Here is a 15,857-nt window from a genome sequence, read left to right as displayed (position 1 = left end):
TGTCTACGCCGCGCCGCAGGTGAGCTTGAGCGTCTCGACGAGCATCGGGCCGTAGCCGTCGGTGCGCGCGCCGGGGACCTCGTGCTCGCCGGTGTCGCAGCCGGGGATCTCGACCTTGACCCGCAGCGACGGGAAGTAACAGCGGCGCGACACGGCCGAGGGCTCGTACGCCTCGCCGCCGACCCCGACGTAAAAGGTTGCGATCGCCGGCTCGGGGTGCGGCGTCGCGTAATACGTGGGGTCGGTGTCGCACTGCTCGACGTCCCGACCGTGCACGCAGGTGGTGACCGTCGCCGCGGCCCGCCGCTTCTCGAACTCGGCGGCCGTCAGCGGCTGGCCGGCCTCGTCGACGAGCTGCACGGCGACCTCGAGCTCGATGCCGCCGTGGTTGAAGGAGCAGCTCTCGCAGCCGGCCTGGCTGGCCACCAGCAGGGCCCCCAACAGCGCCGCGCCGCACCGCGAGATCGGGGGGCTGAAGCCCGGAGCGTCGCATCGCAAACCATGCATTCGATCATGCTACGCCGATTCGCGCGCCACCGCAGCCGTGGCCGGCGTGGCACCAGATCGAAGCCCGGCGAGCGGGCCTGCCCACCCGCCGGTCAGCGCAGCCCGCCGGAGGCGGTGAGGATCTCGCCGGTCAGCCACCCGGACGCCGGCGAGGCCAGGAACAGCGCCACCGCGGCGATGTCGTCCGGCTGGCCGACGCGCCCGAGCGGGGTGGCGGCGACCATCTGGCGCTCGAACTCGCTGCCGATCACGGCGAGCGTGCGCGCGCCCTCGGTGTCGACCGGGCCGGGGTTGATCGAGTTGACGCGGATCTTCCGCGGCCCGAGCTCGGCCGCGAGGGCCTGGGTGATGCCGTCGAGCGCGTGCTTGCTGGCGGTGTAGACGACCGACTGCGGGGCCGGCCGGCGCGTCACCGAGGAGCCGATGTTGATCACGCTGCCGCCCTCGGGCCCGAAGTACTTCAGCGCCTCTTGCACGGCCAGCAGCGGCCCGAGCACGTTGACGCCGAACTCGCGGTGGAACTCGGCCTCGGTGACGGCCTCGAGCGGATCGAAGCGGAACACCCCGGCGTTGTTGACGAGGATGTCGAGCCGGCCGAACTGACGCCGGGCCTCGGCCAGCAGCCGCCGCACGTCCGCCGCCTTGGCCACGTCGGCCTGGACCGCGACGGCCTTGCCGTCGCGCTCGACGATCTCGCGGACGACCCGCTCGGCGCCCGCCCGGTCGCCGGCGTAGTTGACGACCACCGCCGCGCCAGCGCCCGCCAGCGCGCGAGCGATGCCCGCGCCGATGCCCTTGGACGCCCCGGTGACGACCGCGACCTTGTTCTTCAATGACTCGACCATGTCCGCTCTCCCCGTCGTGTTATCAGTTCGACGTTTCGATGAAAATCTAAATGACGAATGAGCCGGGCGCAAATCACCGTCGCTGTTTTTCGTCGCCGCGCGCCCGGACCGCCGTGTCGCCGTGACCGCGCACACGGCCGCCCGCCGGGCTAGGGTCGCGGCGGTCCCCGTGTTACGCTGCCCTGGCGATGACTCGCTTGACGGACAAGCAGGTCCAGCGGATCTCGAGCGCCCTGGCCGAGCCGCGGCGCTTCAAGATCTTGCAAGACCTGGCGGCCGACCGCGCGCAGCAGATGCCCTGCGCCGCGATCGTCGAGTGTCACGCGGTCAGTCAGGCGACGATCTCGCACCACCTCAAGGAGCTCGAGACCGCCGGGCTGGTCGAGATCGTGCGCGACGGCAAATTCGCCCACGTGGTGTTCCAGCGCGACGTCTGGCGAGCCTACCTGGCCCGCCTGGCCGAGCTGTGAAGCACCGGTCGTGCTTGCGTTCATTTGGACGTTTAGGTTAACGTCTAAATGTCGTGCGGGCGCGAGTCAAGCGCCCGCGACGGCGCGAGGATGCCTTCGGGACATGTCAGATAGGACATGTCCCGCGGAGCATGTCCTCGGGGACAGCGCTACTCGAGCCGGACGTCGTCGAGCTCGAGCGCGAACGCGCCGGCCTGGGTCGCGCCGAAGAACAGGCCGGTCAGGTCGTGGGCCTCGGTCAGGCCGAGCGCGGCGAAATCGACCGAGAACTCGCTCCACTCGCGGCTGACGGCGAGCTCCTTGCGCACCGGGGCGATGCCGAACTGGGTCGCGAACAGCATCACCGTCATCGCGCCCGGCGCGTCGCCGCGGGCGGCGAACACCAGGCGGGTGAACTTGCGCAGGTTGGCCGGCTGCATCGGCTCGTCGCCGGGGAAGAACATCGCCCCGGCCCACTTCGGCCGCTCGGCCTCGACCACGCTGCCGGTCATGCGCAGCGCGCCCTTGCTCTTGCGCGCGCCCTTCTTGGCGAGCCCGAGCTCGACCGTCGAGGCGCCGCCGATCAGCGCGTCGGTGCCGGGCTGCCAGCCGGCGCCGAACTCCGCCGCCAGCTTGCCGGCCTCGAACGCGGCGATCTTGCCCGACTCCGCGCCGGGCGGCGGCGCGGCGGAGCGCTGGGCCTCGACGGCCGCCCGCTCCTCGGCCACGGCCCGGCGGTAGCTGTCGCGGTCGAGCCGCTGCCCGGCCTTCCACACCGCCTCGATCGCCCGCGTGCTCGTGATGTCGACCGTCGGGTCGCCGCGCACCAGCAGCAGGTCGGCGCGCTTGCCCACGGCCACGCGGCCGCGATCGCCGAGGATCGCCTTGAAGCTGTCCGCCGGGACAGACGTGGCCGCCGCCAGCGCCGCGGTCGCCGGCAGGCCGGCGCGCACCAGCAGCGCCAGCTCGTCGTGAAGCGAGGCGCCGTGCACGGTGCCGGGGTTGGGCGCGTCGGTGCTGGCGAGCAGCGGCACGCCCGCGCGGTGCAGGGCGCCGACGCTCGCCAGCGCCGCCTCGCACGTCGCCGCCGGCACGGTGACCGGCCAGCCGGTCTTCAGCGCCCGCTCTTCGCCCGGCCCGAGGAACGGCGCCAGCTCCGGATCGGCGGCCAGCGCCTTGCCGTGGTCGCGCTCGCACAGCCCCATGATCACCGCCAGCGTGTCGGTCACGAACACCCGCTTGTCGCGGGCCAGGGCCACGAACGCGTCGGTCGCGGGGGCGTCGACGAACACGTGAGCCAGGCCGTCGGCGCCGGCCTCGATCGCCGCGGTGGCCTCGCGCTGGCTGCTGACGTGGACCAGCGTCGTCAGGCCTTGCGAGCGCGCGGCGGCGACGAGGGCCCGGACGGTGTCGACGGCGAGGGTGGGGCTCGTGCGGCCGAAGCCGGAGCCGTCGTCGAGCACGATCTTGAGGTAATCGGACCCTTCGGACAGGCGGGCCGCGACGAACGCGGGGGCCTGGTCGGGGCCGGTGAGGGTCGGGATGGCGAAGCCGTACTCGGTGCCGTGCCCGCCCGGCGCGGTGGCGAGGATCCCGGCGCTGCGAAAGTCGGCCATGGCGCGCCCACCGGCCCCGGCGACGGCCTTGCGCAGCGGCCCGGTCACCGCCGGCAGGGTGAACATGTCGAGCTCGGTGGTCACCCCGAACACCAGCGCCTGGCGCAGCTGGTCGCCCGACTGAATGTGCGTGTGCGCGTCGATGAGGCCCGGCAGCAGGGTCCGGCCGGCGCCGTCGATCACGACCGCCCCGTCGGCGACCACGAGGTCGGGCCCGACCGCGACGATGGTGCCGCGCTGGACCGCGACCGACGTGCGGGCGACCACCGTTTCGCCGTCGAACAGCCGGACGTCGCGGATCACCAGCTCCGCCGCGATCGGCGGGGAGGTCCGCGCCGGCGCCTCGCTCGCCGGCGGCCGCGGACAACCCAGCAGGGCCAGGGCCGCGAATGTGAGGACCGTGCGGGGCGGGCGAGGCAGCATGGGCCCCCGATACCACATGACTTCCGGGACAGAGAGACGCCGCGGCCGCGCGGAGCCGTGCGAAAGCGCTTCTACGGCGATCCCTGATCGTGGTATCGACGGTCGATGCAGGTGCGTGGTGCGGCGTCGCTGGTCCCCGGGCTGTGGCTGCTCGCGTGCAACTCGATCGCGCCGCCCGTGACCACCTTCGGCGTGCTCAGCACGTCGACCGGCGACGCCCCCGTGATGACCGGCGACGTGCACGCCAACCTCGACTTCACGCGGCCGGGCGAGCCCGTCGGCGACCTGGTCGGCTGGAACCTCGGCCCTGGCACCCGCTACGCGCCCGAGAACGACCCGCTGCACCCCGAATGGCGCACGCCGGTCAAGGTCGCGGCCGCGCAGGCGCTGGCGGAGGCGCGGCCGGGCCACGGGCGCGCGCCGTGGATGCGCTTCGCCGGCCTGCCGATCGACGGCGCCCGCGGCGGCGACGGCTACCACTTTTACAAGTGGGTCGAGCCCGGCCGCGCCGCGGCGCCCGGCGACGCCATGGCCACCTTCGAGTACTTCGCGCTGATGCAGGACGCCGACGCCGCGCCGATCGTGACCCTGAACTTTGGGTCAGGTACGGCCGCCGAGGCCGCGGCCTACGTCGCCCACCTCAACGGCGCCGACGCCGACGACATCAACGTCGCCGCGCGCCTGCACTGGGGTCAGGACCAGCCGTATCGGCAGACCCTGTTCGAGCTCGGCAGCGAGAGCTACGGCCCGTGGAACACCGGCCATTCCGCGGACGGCGACTATGCGTACGCCAACCCCGAGGCCAAGCACGGCGGCGATCCGGCGTGGGCCGGCAAGCCGAGCGCCGCGGCGGCCGACTACGCCGCGCGCGCGCTCGAATACGTGGCCGCGGTCAAGGCCGTCGAGCCCGAGGCGCGCTTCTGGGTCCCGCTCGCGCAGGCGTCGATGGACGGGTGGGGCGGCGTCGAGGCGGCCGTCGAGGGCCTCGCGCCGCTCTTGCGCGATCCATCGGTCGCCGGGGCCGTCGTCCATCACTACCTCCTCGACGACGCGCGCACTCTCGGCTGGTCCGGGCCCGGCGATCTGTTCTTCACGCTGGCCGGCGCCGAGGCGTTCCGCCCCGGCTTCGCGCGCGCGCGGGCGGCCCTCGACGGCGTGCGGCCCGGGCTCGAGCTGGTCGTCACCGAATACCACGTGGCTGGCACGGCCTCGCGCGGCGAGTTCACGCGCGGGCAGCAGGCGGCCGTCGGCCTCGGCGTCGCCGGCATGTTGCTGCTCTACGCCCAGCTCGGCGTCGAGGCGGCCTGCCAGCAAGCCGCCCTCGAGTTCGAGAGCCTCGAGCGCCCGGACCGCGACCCGCTGCTCGAGCCCTGGTACAACCCGTTCCGCGCCGGCCCCGAGGCCACCGCCGCGCCGATGGCCAGCTATGTCGCCACCCGCCTCGTCGGCGAGCACCTGCTCGAGCGCGCCGCCCCGCTCGAGTTCACCAAGCAGGTCGAGAGGGACATGTCCTTCGGACCAGACGAGACGATCAAGGTCCCGCTGGTCCACGCCGCCGCCTTCGTCGACCCCGCCAGCGAGACCGGCAGCCTGGTCGCCCTCCACCGCGACCTCCAGCAGAGCCACACGTTCACCGTCGACCTCCCGCCCGGCTGGACCGCGACCGCCGCCAGCCAGTGGGCCCCGCCGTCGGCCGAGCACAATACGATGTACCAGCCGGTCGCCGTCGAGCCGGCCCCGTTCGTGCAGGACGGCGAGCGCGTGCAATTGACGCTGCCGCCGCACAGCCTGGTGGCGGTGCGCTTCGCCGCCGCGGCGCAGTGAATCGTGCTCGCCGGGTGGCTCTCGGGGCATGTTCTTCGGGACATGTCCTGAAAGACTCTCTCCGCCGGCTCGCCGGCGGGGCGTCGAGCTCGCTTCGTCGCGGGCGACGGCGTGCGCATGACAAAATGTCGACTTCTCACGGCGTCTGCAGGCGATTCGCTCGGCAGATGGGCCTGCGTGATGGTGGCACCGGAATTGCTAAGCCTCGCCGCATGGGCAATTCCTTCCGCTCCGCTCTCGGTTCGTTCTGCGCCGGCCTCTCCTGCGCCGGCGTGCTGTTCTTCCTCATCTCCGGCGCCGATCCGTCCGCTGACGCCGCCGCCCAGATGGGCGATGTCTCACTGCTCGCGCGCTGCCGCGACGTCCGGTGCACCCTCGATCAACGATTCGTCGACACGCTCGCCGTCAACGCGCTGCCCGTGCGAAAGCAGGCCCGGCTGATCCCCTTCCTCGACGACGGCGTCCCTCGCGGCGTCTTCGTCTACGGCCTGCGCGCGGGCAGCCTGCCAGGGCTCGTCGGCCTCAAGAACGGCGACCTGTTCACGGCGGTCGATGACGCCCCCGTGGTCGACGTCGCCGACGTCGAGGCGGCCTTCGAGCACCTGCGGAGCGCGGGCACCAGCCGCTTCGCCATCGAGCGCGACGGCCAGGCGACGATCCTGCGAGTCGACATCGAGTGACGCTCTCTGCTTCGGCCCGCTGGCCGCCCGCGCGTTCGCGGTGTTTCGCCGCGAAGGACAGGGGGACGACACAAGGCGCTTGCGCGGCGGGGGCGAGTGGTGGCATTCTGGCCGCGACATGGTTTTCTTCATCCGCCTGCGCTGAGCTCCGCAGTACCCGCTCGCAGACCGCGTGTTCCGGCAGATCCGGCGCGCACGGTGCGAGTGCGAGTGCTGCGGCGTCGTGCCCGCATCTCCGTCCTTTCAGTCCCACGGAATGCCCGGGCGCGGCGTCTCATGCCGCCGGAAGAAGCAGTCGCGTCGAGACGTCGTCTCGCCGCGCCGGGCACATGAGCCGCGCGCACGGGCTTCCCAGCTCGCTCGGGCCTACGGGCCGCGAGCGCAGGAGTCCTTCGTATGACCAAACATTCCAGGCATCCATCCACCGTGCGCCCCACGCCGCGGGCCGTCGTGCTCGGCCGGCAGTTCCCCGGCGACACCGAAGCGTCCTTGCAGGCGGCCATGAGCGAGCTCGAGAACCTGCTCGCCCAGCTCGGGATCCGCGTCGTCGCCTCGGTGATCCAGCGCCACCGGACCGCCGATCCGTCGATCGGCGAGGGCAAGCTCGCGGAGCTCGCGGCGCGCGTCGCCGAGGTCCGCGGTGACGCCGAGGAGGAGCAGCTCCTCCTCGTCGTCAGCGACTCGCGCAGCCCCGTCCAGCTCCGCGCCCTCGAGGAGGCGCTCGCGGGCGTCGAGGTGATCGACCGCGCGAGCGTGATCCTCCGGATCTTCGAGCGACACGCGCGGACCCGGGTCGCGCAGCTCGAGGTCGAGATCGCCGCGCTCACGCACGCGCTCCCGCGTGTCCGCGAGGACAGGTCGCTCGGCGGGCGCGAGGGCGGCGGCGGCGGCCGGGGCGAGCGCGGTCACAGCAACGTGACCCTGAAGAAGCGAGAGCTCCGTGAACGGATCGCCGGGCTGCGCCGCGAGCTCGCGGGCCTGCGCGCCGCCGAGGAGACGCAGCGGGCGCGCCGCAAGGATCAGCCTCGCGCGGCGCTGGTCGGCTACACCAACGCTGGCAAGTCGTCGCTGATGCGCGCGCTGACCGGGAGTGAAGTGCTGGTCGAGGACCGGCTCTTCGCGACCCTCGACACCACGGTGCGGGCGCTCTCGCCGGAGACGGCGCCGCGGATCCTGGTGTCGGACACGGTCGGCTTCATCCGCGAATTGCCGCACGAGCTGGTCGCGTCGTTCCACGCGACCCTCGCCGAGGCGCGCGACGCGGGGCTCCTGCTCGTCGTCGTCGATGCGTCGGATCTGCAGTGGCGCACGCAGCTCGCGGTGACCCGCGAGGCGCTGGCGACGATCGGCGCGGCGGCGGTGCCCTCGCTGGTGATCTTCAACAAGATCGACCGGGTCGACGCGGCGACGCGCGCGGCGCTGGCCGAGGAGCTGCCGGCGGCGCTGCAGGTCTGCGCGCACGACCCCGCGGACGTCGCACGCCTGCGCGCGGCGCTGATCGAGGCGTTCGACGCGACACAGGTCGACGATGTGCTCGAGGTGCCCTTCACGGACGGGCATCTGCTCGGGGAGGTGCGCGCGCACGCCCGCGTGCTCGCGGAGAATTACACCGAGGCCGGGACGCTGCTTCGGGTGCGCGCGCAGCCGGCTGCGCTCGAGCGCTGGCGCGGCCTGCTGTCGACGGTGCGGCCGATCACCAGCCCGTCGGAGCTGCTGGCGGTCGTCCGCCGGCACGGGCTCGAGCTGCAGGCCGAGGACGCCGACTTCGATCGCATGGGGCTCGATTTCCTGGTCGTGCACGCGCGCGACGAGGCGGGCACGCCGTGGATCGTGCGGACGCCGCGTCGCCTCGAGGTGACGGCGTCGACCTACGTGGAGGCGCGGGTGCTCCGGCTGGTGCGCCCGCGCCTGCCGGTGGCCGCGCCCGACTGGCGGGTGCACGCACCCGACGTGATCGCGTACCCGCGGCTCTCCGGTACGCCGGCAGTGACGGTGACGCCGGAGGGCCCGCGGTGGAACATCCTCGATCCAGCGGCGCCCTGCGAGGCGTTCCTCGAGTCGTTCGCGCGGGCGCTGGCGGCGTTGCAGTCGATCGCGCCGGAGACGGCGAGCCGCGCGGGCGCGCCGACGACGACGATCGCAGAGGTGCGCGCGGCGCTGTCGCGGTCGATGGACGCGACCCGCGAGGCGCTGCAGCCCTCGGAGGCGGTGTGGCAGCGCTGGCAGCGCTGGCTCGCCGACGATACGATGTGGCCGCAGCACGTCGCGCTGGTGCACGGGGACCTGCACCCGGGGCACATGCTCCTCGAGACAGACGGGAGCGTGGTCGGGATCCTCGACTGGACGGAGGCGCGGGTGACCGATCCCTCGGTCGACCTGGCGATGTTCCTCGGCTGCTTCGGGCGGCCGGCGCTCGAGCAGTTGGTCGAGCGCTTCGTGCGGGCGGGCGGGGCGACATGGCCGCGCCTGGTCGATCACGCCGCGGAGCGCTGGGCGGCGACTCCGGTGCTCGCCGCGGAGTGGGCGCTGCGCACCGACAACGCAATGGTGCTCGAGTACGCACGCGCACAGGTCGTCGCGGCCTCGGCCGAGACGACCGGGTGAGCGCGGCGACTGCCGCGTCGGCGAGGTCGCCGACCTGACCTTCAAGACAGGTCATGTCGGCGGCCGGCCTGTCGCTCGCCGGGCCGAATTGCAGGTGGCTCTGAGTCGCGTGGGTCGTGGGTCACGAATCATCTGCGACCCACGAACCACACGATCAACGCCGCGATTGCTAGCACGACGGTCCCGAGCACGCGAAGCCGGCGAACCGCCGCTTCGAGGCGGCGACGATCGTGCGCGGGCAACGAGCTCCACACGTCACGCGGCAACACCCAGAGGTCGCTCCCGCGGCCGATGGCGCGCACCAGGCGGCCCAGCGCGCTCTTCGGCTTCAACCGGGCCATGATGAACGGGGTCCAGTGGATCGCCCGCATGTGGCCCTTCGGCTGCCGCTCCATCCACTCGACCGTGCGGCGCAGCGCCGCGGCTGTCTCGGCCGCGCTGCCGTCGCTCGGGAGACGCTGCCACTCTCCGTGGCCGGGGAGGATCCACGTGAATCGCAGCCAGCCCGCCTCCGCGGCCGCGGCGAGATAACGGACGGAGTGGGTCTGGCGCTCCCAGTCCTCCCAGCACTGCACCCGGAACGCCACGATGTGGCCGAGGACGCGCGACCAGGCGAGGTGGTCGCCGGTGAACAGGAAGCGACCGCGGTACAGCAGGCAGATCGATCCTGCGGTGTGTCCCGGTTGAGGCAGCACCACGAGTTCGGCCTGTCGGGCCTCTGCTTCCGAGAGCGGCTGTCCTTCGAGGGTGCACGGACGAAGCTCGCTGCCGAGCTTGATCTCGACGTCGCCGGTCGTCGCGAGGAAGCTGTTCTCGCGGAGGTTCACGTCGGCTGCGCCGATGAGCCGGCGGCAATCGGGGAAGCGGGCGGCGATCTCGGCGTGGTGGTGGGCGTGGTCGCGGTGCGTCAGGAACAGCCACCGGACGCCGCCGTGGTCCGCGAGCCAGCGGAACAGCGCCTCGCTCGGTCGTGGCGGGTCGATCAACACGCCGCCGCCGTCGCGCTCGATGAAGTAAGTCGTGGCGCCGATGTTCTTCATGGACGGAGGCCCGACGATCCACACGTTGTCCTCGATGGGGCGGGGATACCCGCGCCAGGGCGATCCCAACGCGCCGCGGCGCACCCGCGAGGCACCACGCAGGAGCTTGATGGCGCCGACCGGGCAGGCCGCGACTGCGGTGCGCGCGGCGATCAGGTCCTCCTCGCTGTGCGGCTGTCGCAGCACCCCCGTGAAGGCACCATCCTCGTAGGACCCGGGCAACACAGCGAGCCGATGCCCGTCACGGACGGCGCCCGCCGTCGCCACCTCGCCCAGGAGTTCGGGCGCAAAGTTGCGACACGTCGCCGCGCCGCAACACCTGCTCGTCACGAACAGCTTTCCGTGGTCCTCACGTTCACTCTCGTCTCGCATCGTGGCGCTCCTGTCTGCTCCGGGAGTGGCGACGCGGCGGCATGGAACAGGGCCACCGCACGCATCCGAGACGGGCGCTGTCGCGTCCGGAGCATGACTCCGAGCCGCTCCCCTTCAAGCTGCGCCGCGAGCTTCGGTGGCTGCGATCACGGGTCCGCCGCCGGCAGGCGTTCTGGTTCGGCCGGCCTAGCCGGGCGCATCCCGGACGCCCCGAGGGCGAAGGCGCGGACAATGCCGCCGCGGGGACGTGGGCCGAAGGCTGGGGCGCGGCAGCCGGCGGCAGCGCTTCGGCGATCGTGGCGACCGCGCGGGTATCGGCGGAGGCGCGCGTGCGTCGGGGTCGGCGGGCCCGCGGGCCGGCTACGTGGCGCGCCGGGGCCTGCGCGGGCTGCAGTCACTGGGCTCGGACATCGGCCCGAGGCTGCCCACGGGGCCCTGGACCGCTCGCCAGCGCCGCGAGGGCGTCGACCCGCCACGCCAGCGCCGGGCCGCCCCGGCGGTAGAACGCGGCGGCCTGCTCGGCCAGCGGGCGCGCCTCGTCGGCTCGCCCCGCGGCCACCAGGCAGCGCGCGAGCTCGCTCGAGAGCTCGGCGCGGGCCGGATCGAAGGTGCGTGCGCTGCCGGGGAGCGAGCGAGCCAGCAGGTCGCACGCGGTCGCGACGTCGCCGCGGCGGAGCGCGAGTCGTCCCCGCAGGCCCAGGGCCGCGAGCGCTCGCTCTTCGTCCGCGCCGGCCCTGGCGTCGAGGGCCTCGGCGCGGGCGAGGAGGCCCTCGGCAAGGTCGAGCGCGCCCTCGCGGAGAGCCACCTCGGCGAGCCCACGCAGGGTCCAGGCGAGGTCGGGGTGCTCCGGTCCGAGCGACGCCTCCTGGATCTTCAGGGCGCGCTCGTAATGCCGCCGCTGCGCCGCCAGGTCGCCGCGCAGCCCGGCCGCCTCGGCGAGCACCAGGAGCGGCAGCACGACCCGCGGATGCTCGGCGCCCGCGGTCCGCTCGCAGATCTCGAGGGCGCGGACGAGCTGCCGCTCCGCCTCGTCGAGCTCGAGGCGGAACAGGTGCAGGCTCCCGAGGTTGCTGAGCTCGACCGCCAGATCGGGGTCGTCGGGGCCGAGGCTCCGCTCGCGGGTGGCGATGGCCCGACGCAGATGCGGCTCGGCCAGCTCGAAGTCGCCCGGCAGGCCGCGGGTGAGCAACGCCGAGGCGATGTTGCCGTGGGCCATGCCGACGTCGGGGTGGTCCGGCCCATAAGCGGCGCGCCAGATCGCCAGCGCTTGCGAGAACTCGGCCAGGGCCTCGTCCTCGCGGCCGGACTGGCGGAGGAGCGCGGCCCGGTTGTTGTGATGGGTGGCGACCGCCGGATGCGACGGGCCGAACACCTCCGCCTGGACCTCGGCGAGCCGTTCGAACTGCGCCAGCGCGGCGTCGTACTCGCCGCGCTCGCCCTGCACCAGCGCGACCATCCCGCGCGCGAGCAGCGTCGAGTGGCTGCGCGACCCGAGGTGCTGCTCGGCGTGGGCGAGGGCCTGCACGAACCACTCCTCGGCCGCGGCGAAGCGCCCGGCGCGGTGCTCGACCTGGCCGGAGGCGAACAGCGCCTCGAAGTACGAGCGGCCGCGCGGGGCCGTCCGGTGGGTCATCGCGCGCGCCAGTTGCACCCACGTGCGGGCTTCGGGCCCACGGTCGCCGGGCAGCGCGACCACGTGGGCCAGCGCCGCGGCGACGAGGCCGAGCTGCTCGTCGTCGCCGATCTCCGCGGCCATCCACGCGGCTCGGGTCAACGTGGCCTCGGCCTCGGCCCGCGCGTCGCGGGAGTGGTGGAGCTTGCCGAGGTGATAGAGAGCCTGGACGATCAGCGGCGCGTGACCGGTGGCCAGGGCCCGCGCGAACGCCTCGGCGGCGTGGCGCGCGGCGTCGTCGAGGTGCCCGAGCGACCACTCGGCGCGGACGGTGCCCAGCTGGGACCGCACGGCCTGCACGGCCAGGGTCGTCGCGGCGTCGGTCGGCGGGGCGACCTCGGCCAGCAGGGCCTGGGCGTCGCGGCAGCGGGCGAGCTCCGGCAGCGCCAGCGTCGCCCCCATCGCCCGCTCGAGATCGGCGGCGTCGGCCGCGACGAGGCGCTGCACCAGGCCGGCGAGCGCGACCCGGTCGGCGGCGAGGCACAGCATGGTCCGGTCGAGCAGGGCGGCCGAACTGTGCCCGTCGCGGTGCGCCTCGCAGGCGGCTCGATGGGCCTGAGACCAGGCTTGCGCGTGGGCGTCGAGGTGGGCCTCGATCCGCGCGCCGGTCTCGGCCGCGAACCCGAGGCCCGTCGCCGTGACCGCGGCCCGGAGCTGCTGGCGCTGCGGCTCGCCCCACACCGCGGCGAGCTCGGCGGCTCCGCCGTCGCAGGGGGCCGCGTCGGTGACCGCGAAGCCATAGCCGGCGCCCGCGAGCAGCCCGACCGCCACGCCGATGGCCAGGGCCCACCGCCAGCCGAGGCCGCGCGACCGCGGCTCGGCGAGCCTGGCGAGCGCCTCGCGCAGCGCGGACATCGACGGCCACCGGCGCTCGGGGTCGGGCTCGAGGCCGCGGGCGAGGACGCGGCCGAGCTCCGGCGGTGCGCCCGCGACCGTCAAGGGCGCCGGCGATTCGCCTCGCAGCGCGCGCAGGCCGAGCGGCGCCTCGCGCACGAACGATTCGAACCGCGCCGGCGCGAGCGCCTCGAGCAACGCGGCGCAGAAGCCGTACTGGTCGCTGCGAGCATCCGCCGCGCGCCCCTCGTGCTGCTCCGGCGCCATGTACCGCGGCGTGCCTCCGCCCAGGCTGGTGCTCGTCGACGTGGTCTCCGGCGGGCGCTCGCGGACCCGCACGCGGGCGACGACCGCCTCGTCGGGCGCGTCGGCCTCGGCCTGCACGAGCCCGAAGTCGCCGACGCGCGCGCGCCCATCGGCGCCGATCAGCACGTTCTCGGGCTTGAAGTCGCAGTGCACCAGCCCGTGGGCGTGGGTCGCGGCGAGGCCGTCGGCGGCCTGGAGGAACACCGAGACCACCTCTCGCCAGGTGCGCGGCGACTCGGCGAGCCAGGCCCGCAGCGTCTGGCCGGCGACGTACTCCATGACCAGGTAGATGTGCTCCTCGAGCTCGCCGACCTCGAACACCTGGACGACGTTGGGATGAGCCAGCCGCGCCATCGCCCGGGCCTCGCGCAACAGCCGGCGGTGGCGGCCGTGGGCCGTGACGGCCGGCCGGAGCAGCTTGATGGCGACGCCGCGATCGAGCCGTGGATCGTAGGCGTGATAGATGACGCCCATCCCCCCGGCGCCGAGCCGGGCGAACACGACGAAGCGGTCGAGCCGCGCCAGCGACTGGGGAGTGCCCAGGAGCTCGAACTTGACGCGGCCCTGGTCGATGCGCTCAAGCAGATTCGGCCGTTCGGTGCCCACGTCGCCAGATCGGACCGCAGGGTATCGCCGTGGGTGTGCGGCGACAACGGCGCGCTCGCCGCGCGACGCGGCGCGAAAAAAGTTTTCGTCGCGCTCCGATCAAAGCCCGGGAGGTCGACACTCGTCGATCCGCAGCGACGAGGCTCGGCCCACGAGCTCTCGCGCCGCCGAACTACTTTCATTGGAGCCGACCATGCATAAGACCTCGATTTTTGCCTCTTCGTCCGCGCCCCGTGCTGCTCTGCTCGGCGCGCTGCTGTGCCTCGTCGCCTGCGATTCGAAGAACGACACGACGGCCGGGAGCGCGACCGACGACGCCACCACCACGACGGAGAGCGCCACCGATTCAGGGTCGTCCACCGTGAACGCCCCCACCGATCCGGGCACCGACGCGAGCACCGCCGCCGAGACCGACGGCGATTGTGCGGACCACGGCCGCGTCGACGCCTGCTGCTGCTTCGAGCTCATCCCCGGCGTCAGGCCGACGCCGCCCGAGGTCGAGGTGAGCTGCGGCGGCGAGAGCCTGTGCCCGAGCGTCACCCTCTCGTGCGGCGGTCCGGACGATTACCAGAGCCAGGAGCCGTGCACATCGGCCAGCGACGACGCCGCGCTCGACTGCGTGCTCGAGGCGCTGGCCGCGAAAGTGCCCGGCTCGCTGCGGGTCGAGCTCTATAACACCGAGTTCCCGGGCTACTGGTCGGACACCCTCCACTTCTATGTGCTCGGCGACGGGACCGTGTTTCATTACGCCGAGGGCTTCCTCGACTTCGGGGGCTATGTCGGGGCGGTCGAGCATCGCGCGCTGAAGCCGGCCAGCTTCTTCACCGATTGCCTCGCGGCCGACTCGGTGGAGGCCAAGACCGCGTGCCTGAAGGACGCGACCGCGGGCGATGCGGTCGAGGCGTGCACCGAGTACGTTCAGTACGCGCTCAGCGAGGTGTGAACGACGCGGCGAGCGGACCCTCCGGATCCTCGTCGCACGTGCCACCGCCGCGGCACTCGCCACCGCGGTCGACGCGAACGATTCGCAGGTCCGCCGCCAGCGGGCGCGCTTCGATCACGTGCGCGCGGGCGCGAAGCACCTCTTGCAATGGGCACTCGCGGCAACCGCCGAGCTCGGTCGGCCGGCGATGTGCCCGATCGCCAGCCCCGAGCGCCTCCTGGATCGCGCTCACGCCCTCGACGCGCGCGCAGGGCGACGACGTGGGGCGGACGCTCGCGGCGTTCGCCTGGCGCGGCCGGCTCGGGCACGGCCTCGTGCGGCCGGCGCGTGCGAGGTATACTCGCGCCGATGTCCGAGCCGAGTGACTGGGAGCTCGCGGCGGCCTGGCGGGACCGGCAGCCGGGGGCCGGCGATGCGTTGATCTCCCGGCACTACCGCGAGATGTCGCGGTTCTTCTGCAACAAGGTCGCCAGCGGCGACGACGCGGCCGACCTCGTGCATCAGACCTTCCTCGGCGCGCTCGAGTCGCTGCCGGGGTTCCGCGGCGAGACCAGCTTCCGTCGCTACCTCTACGCGGTCGCCCACAACGTGCTCCACGGCTACATCCGCAAGCGATACAAGCGCGCGCGGGAGCACCTCGATTTCTCCGGGGTGTGCGTCGACGACCTGTCCCCGGCCTCGCCGAGCTCCATCATCATGAGTCGACGCCAGGCCCAGGCCCTCGTCGACGCCCTGCGCCAGCTCCCGCTCCACGACCAGGTGGTGCTCGAGCTGCGGTACTTCAGCGGCCTGACGAGCCGCGAGTCGGCGCTGCTGCTCGCCGTCGCCGAGCCGACGCTGCGCAGCCAGCTCGCGCGCGGCAAGGAGCGCCTGCGCGCCGCCATCGCGGCCCACCTCGCCGCGCGGGCGAACGCGACTCCCGTCACCGTCTCGCTCGCGGACCTCGAGGCGTGGGCCGCCGAGGTCCGCGCGCAGCAGGGCTGGACGCCCGACGGACCGCTCGCCGACGACGCGTGAACGACCGTCACGGCGCTCGCTACCCGCGGCGCCCGGACCCGATGCCACGAGCGGGGCTGCCAGTTTCGAGCGACGGCATCGCCGCCGGCGTGGCGCGTGCAAGCGCCTCGGAGTCCGCA

Annotated in this window: 11 protein-coding genes; 6 read left to right on the top strand and 5 right to left on the bottom strand. The window is 73.4% G+C overall.

What is annotated here, in order from left to right; genetic code table 11:
- Positions 1–3 precede the first annotated feature (3 nt).
- On the bottom strand, positions 4–507 hold the full coding sequence (locus POL25_RS06500; RefSeq protein WP_272085025.1) for a hypothetical protein: 504 nt from the start codon (positions 505–507) through the stop codon (positions 4–6).
- Positions 508–599: 92 nt separating this feature from the next.
- Positions 600–1,352, bottom strand: coding sequence for an SDR family NAD(P)-dependent oxidoreductase (locus tag POL25_RS06495; protein ID WP_272085024.1), 753 nt, complete (start codon positions 1,350–1,352; stop codon positions 600–602).
- Between the two features lie 188 nt (positions 1,353–1,540).
- Between POL25_RS06495 and POL25_RS06490 the strand changes: the two genes are divergently transcribed.
- The gene (locus tag POL25_RS06490; RefSeq protein ID WP_272085023.1) at positions 1,541–1,822 is read left to right on the top strand and encodes an ArsR/SmtB family transcription factor; all 282 of its coding nucleotides are present in this window, start codon (positions 1,541–1,543) and stop codon (positions 1,820–1,822) included.
- Between the two features lie 149 nt (positions 1,823–1,971).
- Here the strand turns inward: POL25_RS06490 and POL25_RS06485 are convergent, their stop codons facing one another.
- Complete coding sequence (locus tag POL25_RS06485; RefSeq protein ID WP_272085022.1) at positions 1,972–3,840, bottom strand: amidohydrolase family protein; 1,869 nt, start codon at positions 3,838–3,840, stop codon at positions 1,972–1,974.
- 105 nt (positions 3,841–3,945) lie between these two features.
- Between POL25_RS06485 and POL25_RS06480 the strand changes: the two genes are divergently transcribed.
- The 3 genes from POL25_RS06480 (at position 3,946) to hflX (ending at position 8,948) form a co-directional block, all read left to right on the top strand.
- Entirely contained in the window at positions 3,946–5,664 is a 1,719-nt protein-coding gene (locus POL25_RS06480; RefSeq protein WP_272085021.1) for a hypothetical protein, read from the top strand.
- A gap of 212 nt (positions 5,665–5,876) precedes the next feature.
- Entirely contained in the window at positions 5,877–6,344 is a 468-nt protein-coding gene (locus POL25_RS06475; RefSeq protein ID WP_272085020.1) for a Do family serine endopeptidase, read from the top strand.
- A gap of 396 nt (positions 6,345–6,740) precedes the next feature.
- Entirely contained in the window at positions 6,741–8,948 is a 2,208-nt protein-coding gene (gene hflX, locus POL25_RS06470; protein ID WP_272085019.1) for a GTPase HflX, read from the top strand.
- A 128-nt stretch (positions 8,949–9,076) separates the two neighbouring features.
- On the opposite strand, the gene POL25_RS06465 is transcribed toward hflX, so the two are convergent.
- Both POL25_RS06465 and POL25_RS06460 read right to left on the bottom strand, forming a co-directional pair.
- The gene (locus tag POL25_RS06465) at positions 9,077–10,213 is read right to left on the bottom strand and encodes an MBL fold metallo-hydrolase (RefSeq protein ID WP_373372067.1); all 1,137 of its coding nucleotides are present in this window, start codon (positions 10,211–10,213) and stop codon (positions 9,077–9,079) included.
- Positions 10,214–10,754: 541 nt separating this feature from the next.
- A complete protein-coding gene (locus tag POL25_RS06460) occupies positions 10,755–13,778 on the bottom strand; it encodes a serine/threonine-protein kinase (protein ID WP_272085017.1) in 3,024 nt (1,007 codons plus the stop codon).
- A gap of 193 nt (positions 13,779–13,971) precedes the next feature.
- Here POL25_RS06460 and POL25_RS06455 point away from each other — a divergent pair, with 193 nt between their 5' ends.
- A complete protein-coding gene (locus POL25_RS06455) occupies positions 13,972–14,721 on the top strand; it encodes a hypothetical protein (RefSeq protein WP_272085016.1) in 750 nt (249 codons plus the stop codon).
- Positions 14,722–15,069: 348 nt separating this feature from the next.
- Positions 15,070–15,738 (top strand): RNA polymerase sigma factor, encoded by a 669-nt coding sequence (locus POL25_RS06450; RefSeq protein ID WP_272085015.1) that lies wholly within the window; start codon positions 15,070–15,072, stop codon positions 15,736–15,738.
- The last annotated feature ends 119 nt before the right edge of the window (positions 15,739–15,857 follow it).

It is taken from the genome of Nannocystis bainbridge (genome assembly GCF_028368995.1).
GTDB lineage: Bacteria > Myxococcota_A > Polyangia > Nannocystales > Nannocystaceae > Nannocystis > Nannocystis bainbridge.
This window is presented reverse-complemented; position numbering and strand designations above follow the sequence as displayed.

What these genes read in the sequence shown, in the direction of transcription:
- POL25_RS06490 (WP_272085023.1), top strand. Translation starts at nt 1,541, where the DNA reads ATGACTCGCTTGACGGACAAGCAGGTCCAGCGGATCTCGAGCGCCCTG.
- POL25_RS06500 (WP_272085025.1), bottom strand. Translation starts at nt 507, where the DNA reads ATGCATGGTTTGCGATGCGACGCTCCGGGCTTCAGCCCCCCGATCTCG.
- POL25_RS06450 (WP_272085015.1), top strand. Translation starts at nt 15,070, where the DNA reads ATGTCCGAGCCGAGTGACTGGGAGCTCGCGGCGGCCTGGCGGGACCGG.
- POL25_RS06495 (WP_272085024.1), bottom strand. Translation starts at nt 1,352, where the DNA reads ATGGTCGAGTCATTGAAGAACAAGGTCGCGGTCGTCACCGGGGCGTCC.
- POL25_RS06480 (WP_272085021.1), top strand. Translation starts at nt 3,946, where the DNA reads ATGCAGGTGCGTGGTGCGGCGTCGCTGGTCCCCGGGCTGTGGCTGCTC.
- hflX (WP_272085019.1), top strand. Translation starts at nt 6,741, where the DNA reads ATGACCAAACATTCCAGGCATCCATCCACCGTGCGCCCCACGCCGCGG.
- POL25_RS06475 (WP_272085020.1), top strand. Translation starts at nt 5,877, where the DNA reads ATGGGCAATTCCTTCCGCTCCGCTCTCGGTTCGTTCTGCGCCGGCCTC.
- POL25_RS06485 (WP_272085022.1), bottom strand. Translation starts at nt 3,840, where the DNA reads ATGCTGCCTCGCCCGCCCCGCACGGTCCTCACATTCGCGGCCCTGGCC.
- POL25_RS06455 (WP_272085016.1), top strand. Translation starts at nt 13,972, where the DNA reads ATGCATAAGACCTCGATTTTTGCCTCTTCGTCCGCGCCCCGTGCTGCT.